This is a genomic window from Methylobrevis albus (assembly GCF_015904235.1).
In the GTDB taxonomy this organism is placed as follows: domain Bacteria; phylum Pseudomonadota; class Alphaproteobacteria; order Rhizobiales; family Pleomorphomonadaceae; genus Methylobrevis_A; species Methylobrevis_A albus.
In genome coordinates this window covers 12,499-37,582 of record NZ_JADZLT010000043.1, presented here as the reverse complement: position 1 = coordinate 37,582, position 25,084 = coordinate 12,499, and the positions used below count along the sequence as shown (strand labels likewise).

Annotated in this window: 21 protein-coding genes and 1 pseudogene; 13 read left to right on the top strand and 9 right to left on the bottom strand. The window is 72.1% G+C overall.

Features of this window, described 5'->3' with window-relative positions:
* Window positions 1–14: 14 nt before the first annotated feature.
* The 3 genes from hemW to rph form a co-directional block, all read right to left on the bottom strand.
* Window positions 15–1,172, bottom strand: coding sequence for a radical SAM family heme chaperone HemW (gene hemW, locus I5731_RS06150; protein ID WP_197310589.1), 1,158 nt, complete (start codon window positions 1,170–1,172; stop codon window positions 15–17).
* A 44-nt stretch (window positions 1,173–1,216) separates the two neighbouring features.
* Window positions 1,217–1,885, bottom strand: a complete 669-nt coding sequence (locus tag I5731_RS06145) for a non-canonical purine NTP pyrophosphatase (RefSeq protein ID WP_197310495.1) — start codon at window positions 1,883–1,885, stop codon at window positions 1,217–1,219.
* A 107-nt stretch (window positions 1,886–1,992) separates the two neighbouring features.
* Complete coding sequence (gene rph, locus I5731_RS06140; RefSeq protein WP_197310494.1) at window positions 1,993–2,706, bottom strand: ribonuclease PH; 714 nt, start codon at window positions 2,704–2,706, stop codon at window positions 1,993–1,995.
* Between the two features lie 274 nt (window positions 2,707–2,980).
* Between rph and I5731_RS06135 the strand changes: the two genes are divergently transcribed.
* Together I5731_RS06135 and I5731_RS06130 are read left to right on the top strand one after the other, a co-directional pair.
* Complete coding sequence (locus I5731_RS06135; RefSeq protein WP_197310493.1) at window positions 2,981–3,625, top strand: S24 family peptidase; 645 nt, start codon at window positions 2,981–2,983, stop codon at window positions 3,623–3,625.
* A 38-nt stretch (window positions 3,626–3,663) separates the two neighbouring features.
* Window positions 3,664–4,407 (top strand): thermonuclease family protein, encoded by a 744-nt coding sequence (locus I5731_RS06130; protein WP_197310492.1) that lies wholly within the window; start codon window positions 3,664–3,666, stop codon window positions 4,405–4,407.
* Between the two features lie 19 nt (window positions 4,408–4,426).
* On the opposite strand, the gene I5731_RS06125 is transcribed toward I5731_RS06130, so the two are convergent.
* The 4 genes from I5731_RS06125 to dnaK all read right to left on the bottom strand — a co-directional run bounded on the left by I5731_RS06125 (window position 4,427) and on the right by dnaK (window position 9,828).
* Complete coding sequence (locus tag I5731_RS06125; RefSeq protein WP_197310491.1) at window positions 4,427–5,032, bottom strand: class I SAM-dependent methyltransferase; 606 nt, start codon at window positions 5,030–5,032, stop codon at window positions 4,427–4,429.
* Window positions 5,033–5,231: 199 nt separating this feature from the next.
* Window positions 5,232–6,365, bottom strand: a complete 1,134-nt coding sequence (dnaJ, locus tag I5731_RS06120; RefSeq protein WP_197310490.1) for a molecular chaperone DnaJ — start codon at window positions 6,363–6,365, stop codon at window positions 5,232–5,234.
* Window positions 6,366–6,580: 215 nt separating this feature from the next.
* Window positions 6,581–7,684 carry an acyltransferase family protein gene (locus I5731_RS06115; protein ID WP_197310489.1) on the bottom strand — a complete coding sequence of 368 codons (1,104 nt, stop codon included), beginning with the start codon at window positions 7,682–7,684 and terminating at the stop codon, window positions 6,581–6,583.
* Between the two features lie 248 nt (window positions 7,685–7,932).
* Entirely contained in the window at window positions 7,933–9,828 is a 1,896-nt protein-coding gene (gene dnaK, locus I5731_RS06110) for a molecular chaperone DnaK (RefSeq protein WP_197310488.1), read from the bottom strand.
* Window positions 9,829–10,235: 407 nt separating this feature from the next.
* Between dnaK and I5731_RS06105 the strand changes: the two genes are divergently transcribed.
* On the top strand, window positions 10,236–10,568 hold the full coding sequence (locus I5731_RS06105) for a hypothetical protein (RefSeq protein ID WP_197310487.1): 333 nt from the start codon (window positions 10,236–10,238) through the stop codon (window positions 10,566–10,568).
* Between the two features lie 37 nt (window positions 10,569–10,605).
* On the opposite strand, the pseudogene grpE reads toward I5731_RS06105, so the two are convergent.
* A pseudogene (gene grpE, locus I5731_RS06100) lies at window positions 10,606–11,232 on the bottom strand (nucleotide exchange factor GrpE); the annotation flags it as partial.
* Between the two features lie 91 nt (window positions 11,233–11,323).
* Complete coding sequence (hrcA, locus tag I5731_RS06095) at window positions 11,324–12,370, bottom strand: heat-inducible transcriptional repressor HrcA (protein WP_197310588.1); 1,047 nt, start codon at window positions 12,368–12,370, stop codon at window positions 11,324–11,326.
* 241 nt (window positions 12,371–12,611) lie between these two features.
* Here hrcA and I5731_RS06090 point away from each other — a divergent pair, with 241 nt between their 5' ends.
* The 10 genes from I5731_RS06090 to I5731_RS06045 all read left to right on the top strand — a co-directional run bounded on the left by I5731_RS06090 (window position 12,612) and on the right by I5731_RS06045 (window position 24,648).
* Window positions 12,612–12,983 (top strand): DUF952 domain-containing protein, encoded by a 372-nt coding sequence (locus I5731_RS06090; RefSeq protein ID WP_197310485.1) that lies wholly within the window; start codon window positions 12,612–12,614, stop codon window positions 12,981–12,983.
* Complete coding sequence (locus tag I5731_RS06085) at window positions 12,980–14,071, top strand: quinone-dependent dihydroorotate dehydrogenase (RefSeq protein ID WP_197310484.1); 1,092 nt, start codon at window positions 12,980–12,982, stop codon at window positions 14,069–14,071. The genes I5731_RS06090 and I5731_RS06085 overlap by 4 nt, the downstream gene beginning before the upstream one ends.
* A 114-nt stretch (window positions 14,072–14,185) precedes the next feature.
* The gene (locus I5731_RS06080) at window positions 14,186–15,265 is read left to right on the top strand and encodes a GlxA family transcriptional regulator (RefSeq protein ID WP_328838263.1); all 1,080 of its coding nucleotides are present in this window, start codon (window positions 14,186–14,188) and stop codon (window positions 15,263–15,265) included.
* A gap of 166 nt (window positions 15,266–15,431) precedes the next feature.
* Window positions 15,432–16,697 carry an aromatic ring-hydroxylating oxygenase subunit alpha gene (locus I5731_RS06075; protein ID WP_197310483.1) on the top strand — a complete coding sequence of 422 codons (1,266 nt, stop codon included), beginning with the start codon at window positions 15,432–15,434 and terminating at the stop codon, window positions 16,695–16,697.
* Between the two features lie 13 nt (window positions 16,698–16,710).
* Window positions 16,711–17,847 carry an FAD-binding oxidoreductase gene (locus I5731_RS06070; RefSeq protein WP_407941824.1) on the top strand — a complete coding sequence of 379 codons (1,137 nt, stop codon included), beginning with the start codon at window positions 16,711–16,713 and terminating at the stop codon, window positions 17,845–17,847.
* 252 nt (window positions 17,848–18,099) lie between these two features.
* Window positions 18,100–18,312, top strand: a complete 213-nt coding sequence (locus tag I5731_RS06065; RefSeq protein WP_197310481.1) for a hypothetical protein — start codon at window positions 18,100–18,102, stop codon at window positions 18,310–18,312.
* A gap of 42 nt (window positions 18,313–18,354) precedes the next feature.
* On the top strand, window positions 18,355–20,394 hold the full coding sequence (locus I5731_RS06060) for an NADH:flavin oxidoreductase (protein WP_197310480.1): 2,040 nt from the start codon (window positions 18,355–18,357) through the stop codon (window positions 20,392–20,394).
* 257 nt (window positions 20,395–20,651) lie between these two features.
* Window positions 20,652–22,610: a DUF3483 domain-containing protein gene (locus I5731_RS06055; protein WP_197310479.1), complete on the top strand. Its 1,959-nt coding sequence runs from the start codon at window positions 20,652–20,654 to the stop codon at window positions 22,608–22,610.
* Complete coding sequence (locus I5731_RS06050; protein ID WP_197310478.1) at window positions 22,607–23,887, top strand: electron transfer flavoprotein subunit alpha/FixB family protein; 1,281 nt, start codon at window positions 22,607–22,609, stop codon at window positions 23,885–23,887. Before I5731_RS06055 ends, I5731_RS06050 begins: the two co-directional genes overlap by 4 nt.
* Window positions 23,884–24,648: an adenine nucleotide alpha hydrolase family protein gene (locus I5731_RS06045; protein WP_197310477.1), complete on the top strand. Its 765-nt coding sequence runs from the start codon at window positions 23,884–23,886 to the stop codon at window positions 24,646–24,648. Before I5731_RS06050 ends, I5731_RS06045 begins: the two co-directional genes overlap by 4 nt.
* Window positions 24,649–25,084 lie beyond the last annotated feature (436 nt).

Sequence of the window (25,084 nt, the reverse complement as noted above, 5' to 3'; positions counted from 1 at the left end):
GGAGCAGGTGCGCCTCAGGCGGCGATGTCGGCGACGACGGCGTCGAGCACGAACCAGCCGTCGCGGGTGGCGCGCAGCCGGCCGCCGGCGATCTCCTCGACCATGCCGTGCCGCTTCAGGTCGGCGATGCGGCCGGCGTCGAGACGGCGGCCGGCGAGGCGCTCGTAGCGCGCCGGGTCGATGCCCTCGGCGAGGCGCAGGCCCATCACCAGCAGCTCGTCGCCCGCCGTCTCACCCCAGATCGCCTCCTCGAAGACGACGGCGTGGCCGCCGGCCTCGACCTTGGCGAGCCAGTCCTCGGGGCTGCGTTCGGTGACGGTGCCGGTGCGGCCGTTGCCGGCGGCGAGGCGGCCGTGCGCGCCGGGGCCGATGCCGACATATTCGCCGTAGCGCCAGTAGAGCAGGTTGTGCCGGCTTTCGGCGCCGGGCACGGCGTGGTTGGAGATCTCGTAGGCCGGCAGGCCGCGCGCGTCGCAGGTCGCCTGCGTCGCGGCGTAGAGGTCGGCGGCGAGATCCGGATCGGGCACCTCGAGCTTGCCGGCGGCGTGCAGCGCGGCGAACGCCGTGCCCGGCTCGATGGTGAGCTGGTAGAGCGACAGGTGGTCGGCGGCGAGGCCGATGGCGCGGTCGAGTTCGGCCGCCCAGGCGTCCGGCGTCTGGTGCGGCCGGGCGTAGATCAGGTCGAAGGAGAGCCGCGGGAAGGTGGCGCGGGCGATCTCGATCGCCTTCAGCGCGGTTGTCGCGTCGTGCAGGCGGCCGAGCGCCTTGAGGTCGGTATCGTTCAGCGCCTGCACGCCGAGCGACAGGCGGTTGACGCCGGCGGCGCGGTAGCCGCGGAAGCGCTCCGCCTCGACGCTGGAGGGGTTCGCCTCCATCGAGACCTCGACATCGCCCGCCACCGACCATTCGCCGGCGATCGCATCGAGGATGGTGGCGACCGTCGCCGGGTCCATCAGCGACGGCGTGCCGCCGCCGAGGAAGATGCTGGTGACGGTGCGCCCCGGGGTGCGCTCGGCGAAGTGGCGGAGTTCGCGGACGAGCGCGGCGGCAAAGCGCGGCTGGTCCGGCGGCGCGTGGCGGACGTGGCTGTTGAAGTCGCAGTAGGGGCACTTCGCGGCGCAGAACGGCCAGTGCACGTAGACGCCGAAGCCGACCTCCGGCGTGCCCGGCACGAGCAGGCCGGGCGATGCGGCGGCGAGGGTCGGCGCTACGGCGGTCACGGGCGGATGCCCTCCGGGAAGGCGGCGGCGACGAGCTTCTCCACCGAGCGGGCGCGGTGCGACAGCGGGCCGGGCGCGCCCCAGATCGAGCCGTGCTTCTCCTCGGCGTTCATCTCGCCGAAGGTGCGCGTCTCGCCCTCCGGCATGAACACCGGGTCGTAGCCATAGGCGATCGGGCCGCGGCGCGGCGGCCAGACGAGGGTGCCCTCGCGCTCGCCGAGATATTCCTGGGTGTGGCCGTCCGGCCAGGCGAGGCAGAGCAGCGAGACGAACCGAGCCCGGCGCTGCTCGGGCGCCCGGGCGCCGACCTTGAACAGCTCTTCCTCGACGAGGCGCATCGCGCGGTCCCAGTCGCGGTCCGGCCCGGCCCAGTCGGCGGTGTAGACGCCGGGGGCGCCGTCCAGCGCCTCGACGCAGAGGCCGCTGTCGTCGGAGAGCGCCACCTCGCCGGCGGCGGTCGCCGCCGCCAGCGCCTTGATGCGGGCGTTCTCGACGAAGGTGGTGCCGGTTTCCGGCGGCTCGGGCAGGCCGAGCTCGCCGGCGGTGACGAGGTCCATCTTCAGGCCGCCGAGCAGGAACTCGAGTTCCCGGATCTTGCCCTTGTTGTGGCTGGCGACGAGCAGGCGCCGGCCGTCGATCCGGCGCGCTCCGTTGGTCTCGGTCATGCTGGCGTCCCTTGTTGCGCCGTCTCTATAGCGCAACGGCGCAGGAAATTCGAAGGGGAGCCGGCGTTTTTGGTGAAGGCCTGCGCCGGGTGGCGATCAGCCCCGCCTCAGGCGACGGTCAGCTTCTGCAGGTCGACGAGCTGGGCGATGCCGCCGCGGGCGAGCGCCATCAGCGCGGCGAACTCCTCCTCGGAGAACGGCGCGCCCTCGGCGGTGCCCTGGATCTCGACGATGCCGCCGGCCCCGGTCATCACGAAGTTGGCGTCGGTCTCGGCGGTGGAATCCTCGGCATAGTCGAGGTCGAGCACCGGGGTGCCCTTGTAGATGCCGCAGGAAATGGCGGCGACGTGGTCCTTCAGCACCTTGTCGCCGATCATGTTGCGCGCGCGCATCCAGGCGAGGCATTCCGACAGCGCGACGAAGCCGCCGGTGATCGCGGCGGTGCGGGTGCCGCCGTCGGCTTGGATCACGTCGCAGTCGACGGTGATCTGGCGCTCGCCGAGGGCGACGAGGTCGACCACGGCGCGCAGCGAGCGGCCGATCAGGCGCTGGATTTCCAGGCTGCGGCCGGACTGCTTGCCGGCGGCGGCCTCGCGGCGCATGCGGTCGCCGGTGGAGCGCGGCAGCATGCCGTATTCGGCGGTGACCCAGCCCTTGCCGCCGCCGCGCAGCCACGGCGGCACGCGCTCTTCGAGGCTCGCGGTGCACAGCACGTGGGTGTCGCCGAACTTGACGAGGCAGGAGCCTTCGGCGTGTTTCGAGACGCCGCGCTCCAGCGTGACGGGGCGCAGCTCGTCGAAAGCTCGGCGGGATGGACGCATGACGGGGTCTCGCTTTTCAGGTCTCTCGGATTTCGGCGCTCTTGTAGACACAGCCGGCCGGGGCCGTAAAGCGCCACGCGCCCCGGGCGCTGGTTAGCCCGGGCGTCCGGCCGGCCGCGTCAGCGTGATCCGAGCGCCGGCCCGGTTGTCGCCGCCAGCGACTGGACAGGAATAAAGCCCCGGACTAAGTCTAGGCGATCCGATTTTATTCCTCGTGCGGCCGACCGATCCGCGTCGGCGCCGCAGGCGCGGGCCTTTCGCGGGAGTGCGTTCGATGCTGTCACACGACCAGATCTGGTTCGCGTTCGACCAGCTCGCCGCCCGGGCGGGGCTCAGCCCCTCGGCGCTCGCGCGGAAGGCCGGGCTCGATCCGACCACCTTCAACAAGTCGAAACGGGTGTCGGCCGACGGGCGGCCGCGCTGGCCCTCGACCGAATCGCTCGCAAAGGTGCTGGAGGCGACGGGGGCGGGGCTCGACGAGCTCTACGGGCTGCTCGCCGGCGAGCGCAAGGGCGCCGACATGCTGCCGCAGCAGAGCGCGGTGCCGCTGATCGGCCTCGCCCAGGCCGGCGCCGGCGGATTCTTCGACAGCGGCGGCATGCCGATCGCCGGCGCGTGGGACGCCGTCGCCTTCCCCGGCGAGCGCGGCGAGGCGGTGTTCGCGCTCGAGGTGATGGGCGATTCGATGCTGCCGCTCTACCGCGACGGCGACATGATCATCGTGTCGCCGAGCGCGCAGGTGCGGCGCGGCGACCGGGTGGTGGTGCGCACCCGCGGCGGCGAGGTGATGGCGAAGATCCTGTCGCGCCGCACCTCGCGCCTGATCGAACTCGCCTCGGCCAATCCGGCGCACCCGGAGCGAACCTTCGACGTCGCCGAGGTCGAATGGATGGCGCGCATCCTCTGGGCGAGCCAGTAGCGGTGGCGCGGCAGCGCACGCAACGGGCGGAGCGGGGCGTGCTCGCCCGGCTCGGCCGGGGCATCGCCACGCTCGCCGCCGGCCTCGCACTCACCGCCGGCCTGTTCCTCTGGGTGCATTTCACGCTGGTGCCGCCGACGGCGATCCTCCCGGATCCTGCCGCGGACGCCGCCGAGGCGGCCGCCGGGCCGGCAGGGGCGGCGCCGGCGCCCGGGCGCACCGTGGTCGCGCCGCCGCCCGTCAACCGCCGCCTCGCCGTTCCGCCCCCCTATACGCCGCCGGCCGGCAGCGCGCGCGACGTGACGCCCCTCGGCCTGACGCCGGGGCCGCGGCTGTCGGGGCCGCTGGAGCGGGTCGAGGTGCCGGCTGCCGCACGCGCGCCGACGCCGCCGCCGCGCGAGCGGTTTCGCCGCGTCATCGTCGTCGACGGCAGCCGCATCCGGGCGATCCGCGACGACAAGCCGGTGGTGATCGCGATCGAGGGGGTGGCGGTGCCGGCCTTCGGCGACAGCTGCCGCGACAAGGCGGGCACGAGTTGGCGCTGCGGCGCCGAGGCGCGCGCCGACCTCGCCCGCCTGATCGGCAGCCGCGACCTGCTCTGCACCCAGGCCGAACTCGCCGACGACGAGCGCACGCTGCTGACGGCCTGCGCGGTCGGCCGCTTCGATCTCGCGACCTGGCTCGCGGCGCGCGGCTGGGCGCGGCCCGGGCCGGCCGCGGACGAGGCGATACGGGACGCGGCCGCGGCGGCCGAGGCCGAAGGGCTCGGAATCTGGCGGTGAGACCGGCTGGCGCGGCCGCTCAGCCGGCGGCGCGATAGGTCCAGACGCGGGCGGGCGGCAGGTTGCGCAGGATCCAGTCGCTGCACTCGACCGTCCAGCGGCCATCGACGGGGGGAACCGGGGGCACGAGCGCGTAGGAAAACTGGATCAGCGGCGCGCCGGGGGCGAGCAGGCGCATCGCCTGCTCCATCAGCCGGCGGCGTTCCAGCGGCGGGCGGGTGAACAGCGGCAGGCTGGAGACGATGGCCGACACCGAGCCCGGCTCCAGCGCCGGCAGCGTCGCCTCGAGCGCATAGGCGTCGCCGACGACGATCTCGATCTCGGGAAACCGCGTGTGCAGCAGCGTCGCGAAGGTCTCGTTGTATTCGATGGCGACGATGCGGCTGGCGGCGATGCCGCGGTCGGCGAGGGCGCGGGTGACGGCGCCGGTGCCGGGGCCGAGTTCGATCACCGGGCCGGTGCCGGCCGGATCGACCTTCTCGGCCATGGCGCGGGCGAGGAAGCGCCCCGAGGGGCTGACGGCTCCGGTGGTGAGCGGCTTGCCGATCCAGGTGCGAAAGAAGCGGACTTCATCGCCGACCATGGTCCGAAAGCGCGCGACGTCGCGCCGGGTCTGGTGCCGCATGTAGCCACTCCCTTGGCGCGCCGGGCAGATCGCCTGCCCGTGCCGCCGCCCCGAATGCCGCGACGCTCGCACCCCAGTGTGGCCGGACGGCGGCGCGAACCGGCCGCGACCGATTCGCAAAGTTCAATTTAGGGCCGGGAGCGCGAATGTCGACCGCACGCGTCCCGCGTTCAGTGCTCCGGCGCGGGGCCGCGCCGCATCAGGTGCCGAAGCCGTCGAAGAAATCCCGCACGCGGGCGAAGAAGCCGGTCGATTCCGGGTGGTTGTCGGAGGAGGATTCGCGCTCGAACTCCTCCAGCAGGTCGCGCTGGCGCCGGGTGAGGTTCTGCGGCGTCTCGACGACGACGGTGATGTACATGTCGCCGGTCTGGGGGGAGCGCAGCACCGGCATGCCGCGGCCCTTGAGGCGGAACTGACGCCCGGTCTGCGAGCCTTCCGCCACCTTCACCCGCGTCTTGCCGCCGTCGACGGTCGGCACCTCGAACGAGCCGCCGAGCGCCGCCGTGGTCATCGAGATCGGCACGCGGCAATAGAGGTCGGCGCCGTCGCGCTGGAAGAACTCGTGCGGCTTCAGCGACAGGAAGATGTAGAGGTCGCCGGACGGCCCGCCGCGCAGGCCCGCTTCGCCCTCGCCGGCGAGGCGGATGCGGGTGCCGTCCTCGATGCCGGCCGGGATGTTGACCGACAGCGTGCGCTCCTGCGTGGTGCGGCCGGTGCCGCCGCAGTTGCCGCAGGGGTCGGCGATGGTCTCGCCGCGGCCCTGGCAGGTCGGGCAGGTGCGCTCGACGGTGAAGAAGCCCTGGCTGGCGCGCACCTTGCCGATGCCGCCGCAGGTGCGGCAGGTCACCGGGCTGGTGCCGGGCTTGGCGCCGCTGCCCGAGCAGACGGTACAGGTGATCGAGGTCGGCACCTCGATCTCGACGGTCTTGCCGCCGAAGGCCTCCTCGAGGGTGATCTCGAGGTTGTAGCGCAGGTCCGCGCCGCGCTCGCGGCCGCCGCGACCGCCGCCGCCGCGCCGGCCACCGCCCATGAAATCGCCGAAAATGTCGTCGAAGATATCCGCCATGGACGCGCCGAAGTCGCCCGGGCCGGGGCCGCGCCCGCCGCCGTTCTCGAAGGCGGCGTGGCCGAAGCGGTCATAGGCGGCGCGCTTCTGCGGCTCTTTCAGGATCTCGTAGGCCTCGTTGAGCTCCTTGAACTTCGCTTCGGCTTCGGCATTCCCGGGATTGCGGTCGGGGTGGAACTGCATCGCGAGCTTGCGGAACGCGCTTTTCAGCTGGGCGTCCGTCGCGGTGCGTTCGACCCCGAGGATCTCGTAAAAGTCGCGCTTCATTGAATGCCTGTGCGATGTCCATGGGTCGGGCGCCGGCGGACCGGGCCATGCCGCGAGAGATGGGCGGCGGCGGCGCGCACAACAAGCCCCGCACCGGCTGTTCGGCACCGGGCGGAGTTCATGGCTGCGCCGGCCGCGACCTCGCCGCGACGGCGACCCTGCTCTACAGCATCACGCGGAAAAGTGGAAACCGGATTTGCCGGATGCGCCCGGCGTCACGCCGCAGCGGCCGCCGGCAGGCTCTTCGACGGGGCGAAGCGGTGGTTGATCAGCCGCCGCATCGGCGCCTCGACGTAGCGCAGGCTGAGGATCGCGGCGACGACGACGCCGACCGAGACGACCGCCATGTAGACGTAGATGTTGGCGAGTTCGAGCGGCCCGACCAGCCGGCGCCAGAAGCCACCCATGAAGATCGCCCCCGCCACCGGATGCAGCATGTAGATGCCGAAGGCGGCCTGGCCGAGGATCGACACCGGGCGGAAGAGCCGCGCGCAATCGGGGTTGTTGAGCTCCGCCGAAGCGGTGAGCACCGTGGCGATCGCAAAGCCGCCGAGCACCAGATAGGGCGAGGGCGCGACGAACATGCCGACGCAGGTGGCGAGGAACACGGCGATGCCCGGCACCAGCGAGCGCACCGGCAGGCGCCAGCGCTGCACGATCACCGCGGCGATGCAGCCGAGGATGAACGAGGGCAGCGCGCGATAGGCGCCGAAGGTGGTGGTGTCGATCCAGCTCGGATCCGGGATCACCCGGGTGATGCTGAGGGTTTCGAGCAGCGCGACGGCGGCGAGCAGCGCCGCGACGAGGGCGGCGAGGCCGTAGCGCCGGAAGCCGAGCGCGAGCAGCGGGAAGGCGAGATAGGCCATCCATTCGGCGCTGATCGACCAGGAGACGTAGTTGAAGGTGAGGCTCGACGTCGTGCCCCAGGCGTTGACCAGCAGGATCTGCGCCGGCAGCGAGGCGAAATCATAGCGGTCGGGGTTGCCGAGGGTGATCACCCCCGCCGCCCCGGCGACGCCGACGACGACGAAGAAGCCGAGCGTCAGAAGGTGCAGCGGATAGATCCGCGCCAGCCGGCGCACGAGGAAATGCCGGACTTCGCCGAGGCTGCGCAGCGACGTGTCGTAATTCGTCATGATGACGAGGCCGGAGAGCAGGAAGAACAGGTCGACGACCTGCTGCAATTCCAGCGCGATCTGCGGCAGCCAGCTTTCACTCGCCGGATCATAGGTCAGGAAATGATACAGCATCACCGTCATCGCGGCGAGAAACCGCCAGGCGTCGAAGGCGTAGAGATGCTGGGTGCTGCGCTTCGGCAAGGTCGAGCGACTCCGACGGCGGGATCGAGACCGCCCATCTGGGGGCAACTTCGTAAAGAAACCCTAGTCCCGATCCTTCGGATTTGCCAATCAACGCAGCGTTCCGCCCGGCCGTCCCGGCATGAATCGAAAGTTAACCTTAAGGGGCTCGTGTCTTTGAAAAGCAAAACGGCCCGGCTTTCGCCGGGCCGTCGTCGCCTGGACGGACGCGCGACCGCGCGTCCGGTTCCTACCCTGGTGCCCGAGGATCAGGCCGACTTCTTGCGGTCGTCGTCCTTGACCTCTTCGAAGTCGGCATCGACCACGTCGTCGGTCGGCTGGGCCGGCTGCGCGCCGCCCTGGCTGTCGGCGTACATCGCCTCGCCGAGCTTCATCGACGCCTGCGACAGGGTCGCGGTGCGGGTGCGGATCGCCTCGCTGTCGTCGCCGGTGAGGCTCGACTTCAGGTCCTCCAGCGCCGTTTCGATCGCCGACTTGTCGGCGGCCGAGACCTTGGCGCCGAACTCAGCCAGCGACTTCTCGGTCGAGTGCACCATGGCCTCGCCCTGGTTGCGGGCTTCGACCAGTTCGCGGCGCTTCTTGTCGGCGGCGGCGTTGGACTCGGCGTCCTTCACCATCTTCTCGATCTCGGCGTCCGACAGGCCGCCCGAGGCCTGGATGCGGATCTGCTGCTCCTTGCCGGTGCCCTTGTCGCGCGCCGAGACGTTGACGATGCCGTTGGCGTCGATGTCGAAGGCGACCTCGACCTGCGGCACGCCGCGCGGCGCCGGCGGAATACCGACGAGATCGAACTGGCCGAGCATCTTGTTGTCGGCCGCCATCTCGCGCTCGCCCTGGAACACGCGGATCGTCACCGCGGTCTGGTTGTCCTCGGCGGTCGAGAACACCTGGCCCTTCTTGGTCGGGATCGTGGTGTTGCGGTCGATCAGGCGCGTGAACACGCCGCCGAGCGTCTCGATGCCGAGCGACAGCGGGGTGACGTCGAGCAGCAGCACGTCCTTGACGTCGCCCTGCAGCACGCCGGCCTGGATCGCGGCGCCCATGGCGACGACTTCATCCGGGTTGACGCCCTTGTGCGGGTCCTTGCCGAAGAACTGCTTCACGACTTCCTGGATCTTCGGCATGCGGGTCATGCCGCCGACGAGCACCACTTCGTCGATCTGCGAGGCCGACAGGCCGGCGTCCTTGAGGGCCGCCTTGCAGGGCTCGATCGTGCGCTGCACCAGATCGTCGACCAGCGCCTCGAACTTCGCCCGGGTGAGCTTGATCGCGAGGTGCTTCGGGCCGGAGGCGTCGGCCGTGATGAACGGCAGGTTGACCTCGGTCTGCGACGACGAGGACAGCTCGATCTTCGCCTTTTCGGCGGCTTCCTTCAGGCGCTGCAGGGCGAGCTTGTCGCCGCGCAGGTCGATGCCCTGGTCCTTCTTGAACTCGTCGGCGAGGTAGCTGACGAGGCGCATGTCGAAGTCCTCGCCGCCGAGGAAGGTGTCGCCGTTGGTCGACTTCACCTCGAACACGCCGTCGCCGATCTCGAGCACCGAGATGTCGAAGGTGCCGCCGCCGAGGTCGTAGACCGCGATCGTCTTGCCGTCGTTCTTGTCGAGGCCGTAGGCGAGCGCCGCGGCGGTCGGCTCGTTGATGATGCGCAGCACCTCGAGGCCGGCGATCTTGCCGGCGTCCTTGGTGGCCTGGCGCTGGGCGTCGTTGAAGTAGGCCGGGACGGTGATGACCGCCTGATCGACCGTGGTGCCGAGGTAGGCCTCGGCGGTTTCCTTCATCTTCTGCAGCACCATCGCCGAGATCTGCGACGGAGAATACTTCTTGCCTTCGGCCGCGACCCAGGCGTCGCCGTTGTCACCCTTCACGATGTCGTAGGGGACGAGCTTCTTGTCCTTCTCGACCATCGGATCTTCGTAGCGGCGGCCGATGAGGCGCTTCACGGCGAAGATCGTGTTGGTCGGGTTGGTGACGGCCTGGCGCTTGGCCGGCTGGCCGACGAGACGCTCGGCGCCGTCGGCGAAGGCGACGATCGACGGCGTCGTGCGGGCGCCTTCGGAGTTCTCGATCACCTTGGCCGTCTTGCCGTCCATGACGGCGACGCAGGAATTGGTGGTTCCGAGGTCGATGCCGATTACCTTGCCCATATTCATCTCTCCTTTCGGCAGACCGTCCGGACCCGCCTTCACGGCATCCGGACAAGAGCCGGACGCGCCGGCGGTCCCCATGGTCCAGTGGTGTTCATGGTCGAGTGGTGTTCATGTGACGTCCGCGATCCGGCCCGGCAAGCCCCGGGCGGCAGAAACGCGGTGCCTTGCCGGCTATATAGGCGGGGGGCATGGGGGCCGCAAGACGCGGGTTCACGGCGGCGTGAAGCCCGGCGCGGCGCGGCCGTCCCCGATCGGCAGCCCCGCCGATCACGCACCCCGCGCAATCGCTGCGGCGGCCTGAACCCGATGGTAACCGTCGCGGAGGCAAGTTGCCCGCCACGGACCCTCCGGCCAGCGCCGGCGCCCCGTCCGACCCGATTCGACCGCCGAGCGGAGCACGCGCCATGACCAGCAGCCGAGACGACCGGATGGCGCGACCGGCACCGCCGAACTGGCTGCCGGCGCTGGCGGTGGCCGGCGTCGCCGCGCTCGCGGCCGTCGGCGGCGGCGGAATTTCCGACCTCTTCGGCGACGACCCCGTGGTGATCGGCTTTGCCGCGGTCGGCGCCTTCGTCATGACGCTGGCGCTCGGCATCGTCGCGATCGAGATTGCGCACCGGGCGAAGGTCCGCCGGCACGACAGTCGCGGCGGCAGCGGCGATAGCGGCGGCTTCGGCCTCTGGGGCCACGACAGCGACTGCGGGGATTCCGGCGGAGACGGCGGTGGCGGCGACTGAGCCGCCCGCCGCCCGCCGCCCCGCACTTCCGGCGCCGTCAGGCGGTCTTGTCGACCCGCGGCGCTTCGGCCGGGGCGTCGGCCGGCGCCGGCGCCGGCGCCACCTTCGGTCCGCCGCGGGCGACGCCGACCATCGCCGGCCGCAGCACGCGGTCGCCGATGACATAGCCGTCCTGCATCACCTGCATCACCGTGCCGGCGACGACGTCGGGGTTCGGCACCTCGTAGATCGCCTGGTGGAAGTTCGGGTCGAACTTCTCGCCGGCCGGCGAGATCTTGCGCACGCCGTGCTTCTCGAGGGTGGAGATCAGGCCGCGCTCGGTCATCTCGACGCCGTCGAACAGCGCCGTCACGGCCTGGTCGGCGGCAGCGCGCGAATCCGCGGGCAGCGCGTCGAGGGCGCGGCGCAGGTTGTCGCCGACCTGCAGCATGTCGCGGGCAAAGCCCGTCACGGCATACTGCCGGGCGTCCTTGATCTCGCGCTCGGTGCGGCGGCGCAGGTTTTCCATGTCGGCGAGCGTGCGCAGCAGCTGCTCGCGAAGCTCGGCCGCCTGCGCTTCCAGCGCGGCCATGGCGTCGGCCGTGGCACTCGTCGCGGCCTCGGCCGGCGCCGGCGTGTCGGTCTCGGTTTCGTCGGTCATCGCGTCCCTCGCGGATTGATCGGTTGAGCCGGCATATCAGGGTTCGGGCGCGGAAAATCAAGCGCGGCGCTCACGCGGTCGTGATGCACCGCGCCGCGGACGGGCAGCGGGCGCGTCAGCCGATCAGCCGGCCGACCACCTTGGCGGTGTAGTCGACCATCGGCACGATGCGGGCGTAGTTGAGCCGGGTCGGGCCGATCACGCCGAGCACGCCGACGACGCGCTGTTCGGCATCGCGGTAGGGCGAGAGCACCAGCGACGAGCCGGACATCGAGAACAGCTTGTTCTCCGAGCCGATGAAGATGCGCACGCCGTCGCCGGCGTCGGCGAGGCCGAGCAACTGGATCAGGTCCTTGTTGGTCTCGAGGTCCTCGAACAGCAGCCGGACGCGCTCGAGTTCGTCGAGGGCTTTGAGGTCCTCGAGCAGGTTGGCGCGGCCGCGCACGATCAGCGTTTCGGGCCGGCCGCCGCCCGCCGCCGACCAGCTCGCGAGGCCGTCCTCGACGACGGCCTGGGTCAGCGCGTCGAGCTCGGCGCGCTGCTCGGCCATGCGCCGTTCGAGTTCGCCGCGGACATCGGCGAGGGTGCGGCCGCGGATCAGGGCATTGAGATAGTTGCCGGCTTCGACGAGGGCGGCCGGTGGCAGGCCGGCGGGCAGGTCGATCAGCCGGTTCTCGACCATGCCGTTCTCGCCGACCAGCACGACGAGGCCGCGCGTCGGCTCGATGCGGACGAACTCGATGTGCTTCAGCAGCATGTCGGTCTTCGAGGTGAGCACGACGCCCGCCCCGCGCGACAGGCCGGAGAGCAGCTGGCTCGCTTCCGTCAGCACGCTCTCGATCGACTTGCCCGAGCCGGCCGCGCGCACCTGCGCCTCGATCGAGGAGCGCTCGTCGCGGGTGAGGTCGCCAACCTCGAGCAGCGCGTCGACGAAGAAGCGCAGGCCCCGGTCGGTCGGCAGCCGGCCGGCGCTGGTGTGCGGCGAGAAGATCAGGCCGGCACGCTCGAGATCCGCCATCACGTTGCGCACCGAGGCCGGCGACAGCGCCATCGGCAGGATGCGGGCGAGATTGCGCGACCCGACCGGTTCGCCGGTGTCGAGATAGCTCTCGACGATGCGCTTGAAGATTTCGCGCGAACGCTCGTCGAGGTCGCGCAGCATGGAATTCTGAACTGGGGTCGCCACGGTCTTGCCCAACAAGGCCCTCGCGTCACATCCGGCCGATCGGGGTCGGCCGGTTCGCGACTATGGGGCATCGCGGCGCACAAGGAAACGGCGTGATGCATGATCGTGCCGCGCAGACGCCGGAACAGGGCCCCGGGACGCCGATTTCCGGTTTGCGCCGCCCGGCGGATGCTCTATTGCCGGGGCGATACAGCCATTGTCGCCGACGGGGAGCCCGATGACCGCCGCGCATCCGATCATCTACAAGATCGCCGGCGCCGCCGAATGGCGCGCCGCCGAGGCCGCCGGCTCCTTCCGCGGCGCCGCGGTCGACCTCGCCGACGGCTACATCCATTTCTCCACCGCCGAGCAGGTCGCGGAGACGGCGGCGAAGCATTTTGCCGGGCGGGACGATCTTGTGCTGGTCGCGGTCGACACCGGCCGGCTCGATCCTGCGCCGGTCTGGGAGCCGTCGCGCGGCGGGGCGCTGTTCCCGCATCTCTATGCCGCCCTCGATCTCGCCGCCGTCGCCTGGGTCAAGCCGCTGCCGCTGGGGCCCGACGGGCGGCACGTGTTCCCGCCGCTCGGCGACGCGGGAGCTGCCCGATGAGCCTCTCGGGTAAGCTGCAGCGGGCGATGATGCCCTTCGTCGAGGCGGAGACGGCGCATGGGCTCGCGATCAAGGCGCTGAAGCTCGGGCTGACGCCGCCGGTCACGCCGGTGCGCGACCCGCGCCTCGCCGTGCGGCTGCTCGGCCTTGAGTTTCCCAACCCGGTCGGCATGGCGGCGGGCTTCGACAAGAACGCCGAGGTGCCCGACGCCCTGCTCCGGCTCGGCTTCGGCTTCACCGAGGTCGGCACGCTGACGCCGCGGCCGCAGGCCGGCAACCCGCGCCCGCGCATCTTCCGCCTGCCCGAGGCCGGGGCGGTGATCAACCGGCTCGGCTTCAACAACGACGGCCACGCCGCGGGTCTCGCCCGGCTCGCCGCCCGCGCCGGCCGGCCGGGCATCGTCGGCGTCAACGTCGGCGCCAACAAGGACGCCGCCGACCGCGTCGCCGACTATGTCGCCGGCATCCGCACCTTTGCCGCCCACGCCGCCTATTTCACGGTCAACATTTCGTCCCCCAACACGCCGGGCCTGCGCGACCTGCAGGCGCGCGACGCGCTCGGCGCGCTGCTCGCCGCCGTGATCGCCGAGCGCGACGCGGTGGCGGCGGGCGGCGGGCGCCGGGTGCCGGTGCTCGTCAAGATCGCCCCCGACATGGCGGACGAAGGCCTCGCCGACGTCGCCGAAGTCGCGCTCGCCGGCCGCGCCGACGGGCTGATCGCCACCAACACGACGCTGTCGCGCGGCGGCGTCTCCGGCAAGGTCGCGGCCGAGGCCGGCGGGCTTTCCGGCACGCCGCTGTTCCTGCGCTCGACCATCGTGCTCGCCCGGCTGCGCCGCCTCGTCGGCCCGGAGCTGCCGATCATCGGCGTCGGCGGCGTCCGCACCGGCGCCGACGCGTTCGCAAAACTCGCCGCGGGGGCGAACCTCGTGCAGCTCTACACCGGCTTCGTCTACGAGGGCCCCGGCATCGCCGCCGCCATCTGCCGCGACCTCGCCGTCCTGATCGCCCGCGCCGGCGCGTCCGGCCCGGCCGAGATCACCGGGCGCGACACGGAGGCGTGGGCGGCGCGGCCGCTGCCGGGCTGAGCCGGCTTCACACGATCGCCCAAAATGGCCCGCAAATTGCGGTGATCCGTAGTACCATGGACCCTTCTCGGTGGCGCGGCGGCGCCGCGCGGCCCTGGCGTTCGGAGTAGCGGCATGCGGATCATGGAGCGGACCGAGGCGGCACGCGCGGTCGGAACGGCGGGCAAGGCGCCGGCGGCGAGCGCCGGACCGACCCTCGACGTCGGCTTCCTGCTCGCCAACCATTTCACCCTGTCGGCCTTCTCGCTGTTCATCGACCACCTGCGCCTCGCCGCCGACGACGGCGACCGTTCGCGGCCGATCCGGGCGCGCTGGCAGGTGATGTCGAGCCGGCAGGACCCGATCCGGGCGAGCTGCGGTATCGGCATCACCCCGACCGCCGGGCTCGGCGATCCGGCGAGCTTCGATTACATCGTCGTCGTCGGCGGGCTGCTGCACACCGGCGCGCCGTTCGACGAGGAGACGCTCGCCTGGCTGAAGAAGGCGGCGGCGCTCGGCGTGCCGCTGGTCGGGCTCTGCACGGGCAGTTTTGTCCTGGCCCGGGCTGGGCTGATGACCGGGCGGCGCTGCTGCGTGTCCTGGTACCACTACCAGGACTTCCGCACCGAATTTCCGCATCACGCCCCGGTCGCCGACCGGCTCTACGTCATCGACGGCAACCGCATCACCTGCGCCGGCGGCGGCGGCGTCGCCGATCTCGCCACCGCGCTGATCGAAAAGCACATCGGCCGCGCCGTCGCCCAGAAGAGCCGGCACGTGCTGCTGCTCGACCGGGCGCGTTCGGCCTCGGAGGCGCAGCCGCATCCGCCCGTCGCCGAGGGCGTCGCCGACGACCGGGTGCGCCGGGCGCTGCTCCTCATGGAGCAGAACATCGCCGTACCGCTGCCGATCGCCGACATCGCGCGCCGGGTGCGCGTCTCGACGCGCCAGCTCGAGCGGCTGTTCCATGCCGTGCTCGGCCAGCGGCCGGCGGAGTTCTATCGCCAGCTCCGGCTGCGCTACGCCCGCTTCCTGCTCGACACCACCGACCGCTCGGTGACCGCGATCGCGCTCGACGCCGGCTTTTCCGACTGCGCCCACTTTTCGCGGCAATTCAAGGCGATGCACGGGTTCACACCGTCGGATTCGCGCAGCGCCGGCCCCGCGCTCGATGCCTCGATGCCGAGTCTCGCCGGGAGCCGGGTGTTCGAGTAGGATTCGGTCTGCGAACGGCAAGAGGGCCCCGGCGCCGGATGTCGCATCGGGCGGGGGCCATGTCGCTTTCAGCAAAGTCGCGCAGCGGCCTTCGTCCCCACATTCGCTGCAGTTCGACGCCGGATAAAACCAAAAGGGGACCCGGTCGTTCGGGATGGAGATCGTCATGCTGGACAGGACCCAGACGCCGCTCGAGGCACTGATCCGCCGCCGCCGCCCCGGCTATTCGCTCGAGGCGCCGTTCTACCTCTCGCCGGAGATCTTCGCCGCCGACATGGAGGCGATCTTCCACCGGCACTGGATCTTCGTCGGCGTCGAGCCCGACGTCGCCGAGCCGGGCGACGCCATGGTGGTCGACATCGGCACCACCTCGGTGGTGATCGTGCGCGACGACGACATGAGCGTCACCGCCTTCCACAACGTCTGCCGTCACCGCGGCGCGCGGCTGGTGCACGACTACAAGACCAGCGTCGGCAACCTCGTCTGCCGCTACCACGCCTGGACCTACGGCCTCGACGGCAAGCTGCTCTATGCCGAGCACATGGGCCCCGAGTTCGACGCCGGCTGCCACGGGCTGAAGCCGGTGCACGTCCGCTCGCTCGAAGGGCTGCTGTTCGTCTGCCTCTCCGACGATCCCCCGGCCGACTTCGACGTGATGGCGGCGCAGATGGCGCCGTATCTCGCGCCGCACGAGCTGCGCAACACCAAGGTCGCGTTCGAGATGGACATCGTCGAGCCGGGAAACTGGAAGCTGACGATGGAGAACAACCGCGAGTGCTATCACTGCGCGGGCAACCATCCCGAACTCACCGTGCCGCTGTTCGCCGAGGGCTTCGGCTTCGCGCCCGAGCAGCTCGACGAGGCCGGCCGCGCCCAGGCCGAGCGCTACGCCTGCCTCGTCACCGACAACCATGGCGCCTGGGAGGCCTCGGGCTTTCCCTCGCGCTGCATCGAGCATCTCGACGACATGGTGACCGGCTTCCGCACCGAGCGCCTGCCGCTCGACGGCGACGCGGAATCGCACACGCTCGACACCAAGTCGGCCTGCCGCAAGCTGCTCGGCCGCTTCAACGACCCGAAGTCGGGCGCGCTGCACTTCTGGACGCAGCCGAACTCCTGGCACCATTTCATGGCCGACCACGCCGTGACCTTCTCGGTGCTGCCGCTCGATGCCGAGCACTCGCTGCTGCGCACCAAGTGGCTGGTGCACAAGGATGCGGTCGAGGGCGTCGACTACACGGTCGAGAACCTGAAGGCGGTCTGGGAAGCGACCAACGACCAGGATTCCACCCTCGTCGGCTATTGCCACAGCGGCGCGCGCAGCCCGGCCTACGAGCCCGGCCCCTACTCGCCGCACACCGAGGTGCTCGTCGACCGCTTCTGCAACTGGTACGTCGGCCGGATGGCGGACTACGTCGGCATCGGCCGCTGAGATGGCGGATGCCGTGACCGCGGGGACCGGCGAGGCGATCGCCGGCTTCCTCGACCCCGCGCTGCCGCTGTGGAACCCGGAGGAGGACGACGTGCTCGTCGTCCGCCAGGTCCGCCCCGAAACCCACGACGTGAAGACCTTCGTGCTGGCGCCGAAGACGCCGCGCCGCTTCGCCTACCAGCCGGGCCAGTTCCTCACCCTCGAGCTCGAGGTCGGCGGCGAGAAGCTGAACCGCTGCTACACGATCGCCTCCGCACCGACGCGGCCGGGCACGATCGCGATCACCGTGAAGCGGGTGCCGGGCGGGCCGGTGTCGAACTTCCTGCACGACACGCTGGTCGCCGGCTCCGAGATCCGCGCCGTCGGGCCGATGGGCGATTTCACCTGCCTCGCGCATCCGGCGCCGAAATACCTGTTCCTGTCGGGCGGCAGCGGCATCACCCCGCTGATGTCGATGGCGCGCAGCTTCCACGACCTCGCCGAGGCGCGCGACATCGTCTTCGTGCACGCGGCGCGCACGCCGGCCGACATCGTGTTCCGCGACGAGCTCGGCCTGATGGCGCGCAACCAGCCGTCGTTCCGCTTCGCGCCGATCTGCGAAGGCGACGCGCCGTTCGAACGCTGGTCCGGCTTCCGCGGCCGGCTGACGCCGGCGCTGCTCAAAGAGATCGCGCCCGATTTCATGCAGCGCGAGGTGTTCGTCTGCGGCCCGTCGCCGTTCATGGCGGCGGCGCGGACGATCCTGAAGGACGCCGGCTTCGACATGGCGCGGCACCACGAGGAGAGCTTCAACTTCGCCGAGCTCGCCGCCGCCGAACCCGAGGTCGCCGCCGAGGTGATCGCCGCGGAGGCGGCGATCGAGGCGGGCCCGGCGGTGGCGACGGTGCCGGTCTACAAGGTCGAGTTCGCGAAATCGAAGCGGGTGGTCGAGGTGCCCGCCGACGTCTTCGTGCTGGAGGCGGCGCGCCGGGCCGGCATGCGGCTGCCGTCGTCCTGCACCAAGGGCATGTGCGGCACCTGCAAGTCGAAGCTCGTCTCCGGCACCGTGGAGATGAAGCACGCCGGCGGCATCCGCCAGCGCGAGATCGACGCGGGGCTGGTGCTGATCTGCTGCGCGAAGCCGACGAGTGATCTGGTGATCGAGAAGTAGGGGCTGGGGCTCGGGCTTTGCCGTGGGGCTTCCCCCCTCCCTGTCCCTCCCCCGCTTCGCAGGAGAGGGGACGATGGGCGATGGGGCCTTCGGACAACGCCGGTCGCGTCGAACCGAAGCGCAGGTGAGGAAGACGCCCTCTCCTCCTGCGTCCCCTCTCCTGCGAAGCGGGGGAGGGACAGGGAGGGGGCAGCAGCCTCGCAACACGGCAGAGCCTGTCGACACCCGCAATCTGAACCCAGGACCACCGCCATGCACCCGATCACCGCCCTCCTCCTCGCCCTCACCCTCGCCGGCTGCGCCGTCGGCGGCGGGGTCGGCACGGCGACGGTGTCGTCCGCCCCGGACGGCAGTGTCGACGTGCGCAGCTCGGGCTACCGCTGCGGCGTCACGCTGCCCGGCCCGCCGCGGGCCGCCGGCTGCGCGCCGTCGGCCGGAAGCACCCTGATCCGTCCCGCGGACTGACCCGAGACCATCCGAGCAACGCCGAAAACCCCTGGGCTCCCCATGATCGCCAACGCCGACGCCCTCCTGAAACCGCTGACGATCCGCGGCCTCACCATCCGCAACCGCGTGATGTCGACGAGCCATGCGCCGGGCTACGGCAAGGACGGCAAGCCGCAGGAGCGCTACCAGCTCTACCACGAGGAAAAGGCCCGGGGCGGCATCGGGCTGACCATGTTCGGCGGCTCGTCGTCGGTCGCCGTCGACAGCCCGGCGGCGCCGTGGAACCAGATCTCCGTCGCCGACGACAGCGTGATCCCCTACTTCCAGCAGTTTGCCGACCGGGTGCACCGGCACGGCGCCAAGCTGATGATCCAGCTCACCCACATGGGCCGGCGCACCAAGTGGGACACCGAGCACTGGCTGCCGACGGTCTCCGCCTCGCCGCGGCGCGAGCCGGCCTCGCGCACCGTGCCGAAGGAACTGGAGCAGGAGGACATCGACCGCATCGTCGCGGGCTTTGCCAGCGCCGCGCGGCGTTGCCGGGAGGGCGGGCTCGACGGCTGCGAAATTTCCGCCGCGCACGGCCATCTCGTCGACCAGTTCTGGTCGCCGTCGGTGAACCGGCGCAGCGACAAGTACGGCGGCAGCCTCGAGAACCGCATGCGCTTCGGCATCGAGGTGCTCAGCGCGATGCGCGAGGCGGCCGGCGACGACTTCGTCATCGGCATCCGCATGTCGGGCGACGAGATGATCCCCGACGGGCTGCCCGCCGAGGACTGCCTGCGGATCGCCACCGAATACGCCCGGCGCGGCCTCGTCGACTTCCTCAACATCGTCGGCGGCCAGGCGCGCGACCACATCGCCCACGCGATCTCGCTGCCGAACATGTCGTTTCCGGTGGCGCCTTTCCTGTACCTGCCGAGCGCGATCAAGCGCGAGGTCGACGTCGCCGTGTTCCACGCCCAGCGCGTGACGGACCTCGCCACCGGCGCCCGCGCGGTCGCCGAGGGCCACGTCGACATGATCGCGATGACCCGCGCCCACATCGCCGACCCGCACCTCGTCAAGAAACTCTCCGAGGGCCGCGCCGACGACATCCGGCAATGCGTCGGCGCCGGCTACTGCATCGACCGCATCTACGTCGGCGGCGACGCGCTCTGCATCCAGAACGCCGCCACGGGGCGTGAGGCGACGATGCCGCACGTGATCGCCAAGGCGGAGACGGCGCGCAAGATCGTCGTGGTCGGCGCCGGGCCGGCCGGGCTGGAGGCCGCCCGCGTCGCCGCCGAGCGCGGCCACAAGGTGGTGCTGTTCGAAAAGGAAAAAACCGTCGGCGGCCAGGTCAACGTCGCCGCCAAGGCGACGTGGCGCGAGGCGCTGTCGGGCATTCCGCGCTGGCTGCACGGCCAGGTGCTGAAAAAGGGCGTCGACCTCCGCCTCGGCACCGCGGCGACGCCGGCGCTGGTTGCGGCCGAGGCGCCCGACGTGGTGATCATCGCCACCGGCGGCACCGCCTCGAAGGGCCATCTCGCCGGCACCGAGCACGTCGCGACCACGCACGACGTGCTGACCGGGGCGGTCGAGCCGACCGGCACCGTGCTCGTCTACGACGAGATCGGCGGCCACAACGCCTCGTCCACGGCCGAAGCGCTGGCAAAACGCGGCTGCCTCGTCGAGGTCGCGACGCACGACCGCATGGTGGCCGAAGAGGTCGGCACCACCAACCAGCCGATCCACCTGCGCGAGCTCTACAAGCTCGGCGTGGTGATGACGCCGAACATGGAGCTGATGGAGGTCTACCCGGAAGGCAACCGGCTGATCGCCGTGCTGCGCAACACGATGACCGACGCCGAGGAAGAGCGCGTCGTCGACCGCGTCGTGATCGACGCCGGCACGCTGCCGGTCGATGCGCTGTTCTTCGAGCTCAAAGCCGGCGCGGTCAACCGCGGTGTCACCGACTTCGACGCCATGATCGCCGGCCGGCCGCAGCCGTGGCCGGCGGGCGCGGGCTACCAGCTCTACCGCATCGGCGACGCGGTGGCGGGACGGAACATCCACGCGGCGATCTTCGATGCGCTGCGGCTGGTGAAGGACATGTGAGGGATGACGGTCGGAGGCCTTGCCGTGCGGGAACTCCCCCCCTCCCTGTCCCTCCCCCTCGAGGGGGGAGGGGACCCATGCGGCCGGCGCTCTGCTGACTGGCTACCTTCTGTCACGCGGCCTGCTCAAGCCACCCTCGCCCAGCCGGCAACCTTCGTAGTTGCCGTCCCCTCCCCCCTCGAGGGGGAGGGACAGGGAGGGGGGGACTCACCCCGCGGCCGGCGCTTGCCGCATACGCCAGACGCGATGCCGACGCCATGACCCCCGCCCCCACCCTCGCCCTCCTCGTCCTCATCCTCGCCGCCCTCGCGGTCGCGCAGGCGCTCCGCCGGGCCCGCCTCTGGCGCCGCGGCCGCCCGGCTCATGTCGACTGGCTCGCCGGTCTGAAAGCCCTCCCCCGCCGCTACCTGCACGACGTGCACGACGTCGTCGCCCGCGACCCCTATGCCGCCCGCATGCATGCGATCGCCGCCGGTGGGCTGATCACGGCGAGCGTGCTCGGCGTGTTCGGCCTCGTGCCGGCCCTCGGCCACTCCCCCGTTTACGGCGCCCTGCTCGCGCTCGCCTTCGCAGCCGCGCTCGCCGGCGGCGTGATGGTCGGGCGGCGGCGGTCGCCGGTGAAGCCGGCGCGGCTCTCGGGCGGGCGGTTCAGGCTGGTGCCGCCGGCGCTCACCGCCTATGCCGGCGGCGGGCTGCTGGTCGGGATTGCGATCCTCGCCGGCCCCGGCTTCGCCGCCCTCGGCTGGCTCGGCGTCGCGCTGGCCGCAGCGGGTGCCGCCGTGCTTGTCTATCTCCTCGGCGACGGGCCGATGCGGCATGTGTTCGCCGGCGCGCTGCATCTCGCCGCCCATCCGCGCAGCGACCGCTTCGAGGGCGGCCGCGAGACGGCGCTGCACCCGGTCGATCTCGCCGCCCCCCAAAAACTCGGCGCCGAGACGCCAGCGGATTTTGCCTGGAACCGGCTGCTCGGCTTCGACGCCTGCATCCAGTGCGGTCGCTGCGAGGTCGCTTGCCCGGCCTTTGCCGCCGGCCAGCCGCTGAACCCGAAGAAGCTGATCCAGGATCTCGTCGGCAGCCTCGCGCCCGGCGGCGCACCCTATGCGGGCAGCCCCTATCCGAACGCCCGGCCGGTTGCCGGCGTCGGCGGGCCGGAGCTGCCGATCGTCGGGCTCGGCGCGATGGTGCACCCGGACACGATCTGGTCGTGCACCACCTGCCGCGCCTGCGTCGAGGAATGCCCGATGATGATCGAGCACGTCGACGCCATCGTCGACCTCCGCCGGTTCCAGACCATGGAGCTCGGCGCAGTCCCTGAAAAGGCCGTGCAGCCGCTGCTCGATCTCCGCCAGGCCGAGGAGCCCGGCGGGCGGGCGCTCGCCGCGCGCGGCGATTTCGCCGCCGGCCTCGCGCTGCCGAAGATCCAGGACCGGCCGGCGGAGGCCAGGCCGGCCGAGGTGCTGCTCTGGCTCGGCGAGGGCGCCTACGACCTGCGCTACGGCCGCACGCTGCGCGCGCTGGTGCGGCTGCTCGGCGCGGCGCAGGTCGATTTCGCGGTGCTCGGCGCCGAGGAGCGCGACTGCGGCGACCTCGCCCGCCGGCTCGGCGACGAGGCGACGTTCCAGGATCTCGCCCGCGCCAACATCGCCACCCTGTCGCGCCACCGCTTCGGCCGCATCCTCACCGCCGACCCGCACGCGCTGCACGTGATCCGCAATGAGTACCCGGCCTTCGGCGGGCACTTGGAGGTCGTGCACCATTCGAGCTTCCTCGACGAGCTCGTCGCCGGCGGGCGGCTCGCCGTCGGCGACCTCGGCGCCGCGCTGCCGGGCGCGGTGACCTATCACGATCCCTGCTACCTCGGCCGCTACAACGGCGAGACCGAAGCGCCGCGGCGGCTGCTCGACCGGCTCGGCCTCGAGCGGCGCGAGATGGCGCGGTCCGGCAAGCGGTCGATGTGCTGCGGCGGCGGCGGTGGCGCGCCGGTCGCCGATATCGAGGGCGAGCGCCGCATCCCGGACCTCCGCATGGGCCAGGCGTCCGAGACCGGCGCCGCCATCGTCGCCGTCGCCTGCCCGACCTGCACCGCGATGCTCGAAGGCGTCACCGGCGCGCGGCCGGAGGTGCGCGACATCGCCGAACTGCTGCTCGCCGCCGTCGAGGCAGCTCCACCGGCAGCGGCTCCAGCACGGCAACGCCAGCCGGAGCCGGTGGCATGAGCGCCCCGCGACGCCTGCGGCGCGATCCGCGCGGCGAGAAAGCCGCCACGGCGGTCACTGGCGGCCGGCGGCCGCGCTTCGACCTCGGGGCCGAGGCGAGGGGCGCGGCGGCGACCGGCCCGAGCGGCCGGCCGCGGCGCGACCCGCGCGGCGAGGCCGACCGGCAGCGCATCCCGGGCGGCGCCCGGCTACGCATGGATCGCGCCCATCGCGGCGGCGCATCTGGCCCCGGCCAGGTCGTCGCCGAGGCGAGCGCGCCGGCACAGCGGCTGCGCACCATCGCCGCCCCCGCCTTCCTCGTCGGCGCCGTGATCGAGACCAGCGCCGGCCGGCCGACGCCGCACGCGCGCCAGGTGCTCGGCGCCGCGCGGCTGCTCGCCGACGGCCATCCGGAACTCGGTGAAGGCGCCGTGGTCGCGTTCACCGTCGCGGATGCCGGCGACCTCGGGCCCGTCGGCGCCGACCGGGTGCTGCCGCTCGGCGACCTCATCACCGGCGACTACGACCCCGAGGGCCTCGCGGCAGTTCTCGCGACCGCCGCGGAAACCCTCGGCCTGCGCCACCTCGTCTTCGCCGAGACCGCCGACGGCGGCGACCTCGCCCGCCGCGTCGCCGCGCGGCTCGGCGAGGGGCTGTTCGCCGGCGCCGAGAGCCTGACCGCGACCACCGTGACCCGCGCCGCCCGCGCCCGCCGCACCGAGCGCCGCGCCGCGCCGCCGCGGCTGCTGACGCTCGCCGCCGACGCCGTCGCGCCCCATGCCGGCCCGCTGCACGAGGCGCGGAGCCTCGCCGCCGCCGACGCCGGGCTTGGGCACGCGCCGGAGGTGACGCGCGGCATCCGCGCCGCCCGCCGCATCGCCGCCGACCCGGCCGCGGTGTCGCTGGCGGAGGCCGAATTCGTGGTCTCGGCCGGCAACGGCATCAGCGATTTTGCCGCGTTCCGCGACCTCGTCGCGGCGCTCGGCGCGACGCCGGGCGCGAGCCGCGTCGTCTGCGACGCCGGGCTGATGCCGCGGTCGGCGCAGGTCGGCGCATCGGGCACGGTGCTGGACGCCGCCTGCTATTTCGCGCTCGGCATCGCCGGCGCCCCGCAGCACCTGCAGGGCGTCGCCGGCTGCGAGCACGTCGTCGCCGTGAATACCGACCTGCATGCCGCGATGATCGAGCGGGCGGGGCTCGCCATCGTTGCGGACGCGCAGGCCGTGATGCCCGCGCTGCTCGCGGCGCTCGCCGCCGAACAGGCGGCGGCGGGCCGGGACCGGGAGGCCGCCGAATGAAGGTGCTGGTGCTGCTCTCCGCCGGGCGCCACCCGGCTTCGGGACGTGCCGGCCCGGTGCCGGTGGAACTCGCCGCCGTCCGGCTCGGCGCCTCGCTCGGTGGCGCGGACCTCGCCGGGCTGCACGCCGGGCCGGACGCCGACGCCGTCGCCGACGCGCTCGGCCACGGCCTCGCCCGCCTGCACCTGCAGCCGCTGGCGCCGGACGCCGATCCGCTCGGCGCGCTCGAGGCCGCCGTGCGGCGGCTCGCCCCCGACCTCGTGCTCGCCGGCAACCGCGGCCAGGGCGGCGAGGACGCCGGCCTGCTGCCCTATGCGCTGGCCGCACGGCTCGGCCGGCCGATCGTCGCCGATGCCGTCGCTCTCGCCTCGGATGGCGACGGGCTGGTCGCCGAGCAGGCGCTCGGCCGCGGCGCGCGCCGGCGCGTCGAACTCGCGCTGCCGGCGGTGGTGACGGTGCACCCCTCCGCCCCGCCGCCGCTGCCGTTCGCCTTCGGCCGCCGGCGCAGCGGCACGATCGAGCGGCTGCCGGCGTTCGCCGCCGACGCGCCCGCGCCGGCGGCGCCGTTCGAGGAGCGGCCCTACCGCAAGCGCCCGAAGCTGATCGCCAAAGCCGCCGCCGGCGCCAGCGCCGCCGACCGGCTGAAGGCCGCCACCGAAGCGGCGAGCGGCGGCGGCCGCGTGCTGGTCGCCCCCGACCCCGCCGAGGCGGCGGCGGAGATCCTCGCGCACCTGCGGGCGATCGGCGTGCTGAAGCGGTAGCGGGGCGGGCGCGGGGTCGGCGCAAGGGGAGATCGGCGCGAGGGGAGAGGCGGGCGTATGGGGAGCTCGGCGCACCACCCTGTTCCCCGGGCACCACCCCTCCCCCGCGCGCGGTCGGCGCCCCCACTGTTCTCCGGGCACCAACCCTCCCCCCGTCATTGCCGGGCTCGACCCGGCAACCCAATCCCCTCCTCGCCCACGTTAGGCTATCGTGATGATTCGTCGACGGTTTCCAGATCGTGCCTCTGTCCCGCGCTGAGAGGCGAGTGGGTCACCGGGTCAAGCCCGGTGATGACGATGGAAAGGCAATCGGTTTTTGGGAGCGCGGTCGGCGCCCCAACTGTTCACCGGCACCACCCCTCCCCCCCCCCGGGGGCACCGGGTCACGCCCGGTGATGACGATGGACAGGCACTCGATTTTTGAGAGCGCGGTCGG

Bases quoted from the DNA above. Each gene is read 5' to 3' on its own strand.
- I5731_RS06065 (WP_197310481.1), top strand. From the start codon at position 18,100: ATGCACCCGATCACCGCCCTCCTCCTCGCCCTCACCCTCGCCGGCTGC.
- rph (WP_197310494.1), bottom strand. From the start codon at position 2,706: ATGCGTCCATCCCGCCGAGCTTTCGACGAGCTGCGCCCCGTCACGCTG.
- dnaJ (WP_197310490.1), bottom strand. From the start codon at position 6,365: ATGAAGCGCGACTTTTACGAGATCCTCGGGGTCGAACGCACCGCGACG.
- I5731_RS06060 (WP_197310480.1), top strand. From the start codon at position 18,355: ATGATCGCCAACGCCGACGCCCTCCTGAAACCGCTGACGATCCGCGGC.
- dnaK (WP_197310488.1), bottom strand. From the start codon at position 9,828: ATGGGCAAGGTAATCGGCATCGACCTCGGAACCACCAATTCCTGCGTC.
- hrcA (WP_197310588.1), bottom strand. From the start codon at position 12,370: ATGCTGCGCGACCTCGACGAGCGTTCGCGCGAAATCTTCAAGCGCATC.
- I5731_RS06050 (WP_197310478.1), top strand. From the start codon at position 22,607: ATGAGCGCCCCGCGACGCCTGCGGCGCGATCCGCGCGGCGAGAAAGCC.
- I5731_RS06080 (WP_328838263.1), top strand. From the start codon at position 14,186: ATGCGGATCATGGAGCGGACCGAGGCGGCACGCGCGGTCGGAACGGCG.
- I5731_RS06055 (WP_197310479.1), top strand. From the start codon at position 20,652: ATGACCCCCGCCCCCACCCTCGCCCTCCTCGTCCTCATCCTCGCCGCC.
- I5731_RS06105 (WP_197310487.1), top strand. From the start codon at position 10,236: ATGACCAGCAGCCGAGACGACCGGATGGCGCGACCGGCACCGCCGAAC.
- I5731_RS06135 (WP_197310493.1), top strand. From the start codon at position 2,981: ATGCTGTCACACGACCAGATCTGGTTCGCGTTCGACCAGCTCGCCGCC.
- I5731_RS06045 (WP_197310477.1), top strand. From the start codon at position 23,884: ATGAAGGTGCTGGTGCTGCTCTCCGCCGGGCGCCACCCGGCTTCGGGA.
- I5731_RS06075 (WP_197310483.1), top strand. From the start codon at position 15,432: ATGCTGGACAGGACCCAGACGCCGCTCGAGGCACTGATCCGCCGCCGC.
- I5731_RS06145 (WP_197310495.1), bottom strand. From the start codon at position 1,885: ATGACCGAGACCAACGGAGCGCGCCGGATCGACGGCCGGCGCCTGCTC.
- I5731_RS06085 (WP_197310484.1), top strand. From the start codon at position 12,980: ATGAGCCTCTCGGGTAAGCTGCAGCGGGCGATGATGCCCTTCGTCGAG.
- I5731_RS06090 (WP_197310485.1), top strand. From the start codon at position 12,612: ATGACCGCCGCGCATCCGATCATCTACAAGATCGCCGGCGCCGCCGAA.
- I5731_RS06125 (WP_197310491.1), bottom strand. From the start codon at position 5,032: ATGCGGCACCAGACCCGGCGCGACGTCGCGCGCTTTCGGACCATGGTC.